This is a genomic window from Shewanella sp. AS16, assembly GCF_021412365.1.
Taxonomy (GTDB): domain Bacteria; phylum Pseudomonadota; class Gammaproteobacteria; order Enterobacterales; family Shewanellaceae; genus Shewanella; species Shewanella salipaludis.
In genome coordinates, this window is record NZ_JAKCLK010000211.1 from 1 (window position 1) to 298 (window position 298).

1 protein-coding gene is annotated in these 298 nt (G+C 59.1%); it reads right to left on the reverse strand.

Annotated features, from left to right (window positions below):
- The coding region (gene ccsA / locus LZP73_RS20040; RefSeq protein WP_234236671.1) for a cytochrome c biogenesis protein CcsA at positions 1–298 on the reverse strand (298 nt) is incomplete at both ends.

Sequence of the window (298 nt, forward strand, 5' to 3'; positions counted from 1 at the left end):
ACCAGGAAAGTCCCCAGCAGACACAACGAGAAGGCACTGATTGCCAGCAGTAATGTCCACGCTTTGAAGCTGGCGCGTTGTTCAGTGACCGCCAGTGAGTGCATCAGCGCAGTCCCCACCAGCCACGGCATAAACGAGGCGTTTTCTACCGGATCCCAGAACCACCAGCCGCCCCAGCCGAGTTCGTAATAGGCCCATGCGGAACCGAGCACAATGCCGAGCGTCAGGAAAATCCACGCTGCCAGCGTCCACGGGCGAGTAAAACGCGCATAAGTGCTGTCCAGACGCCCACTCAGCA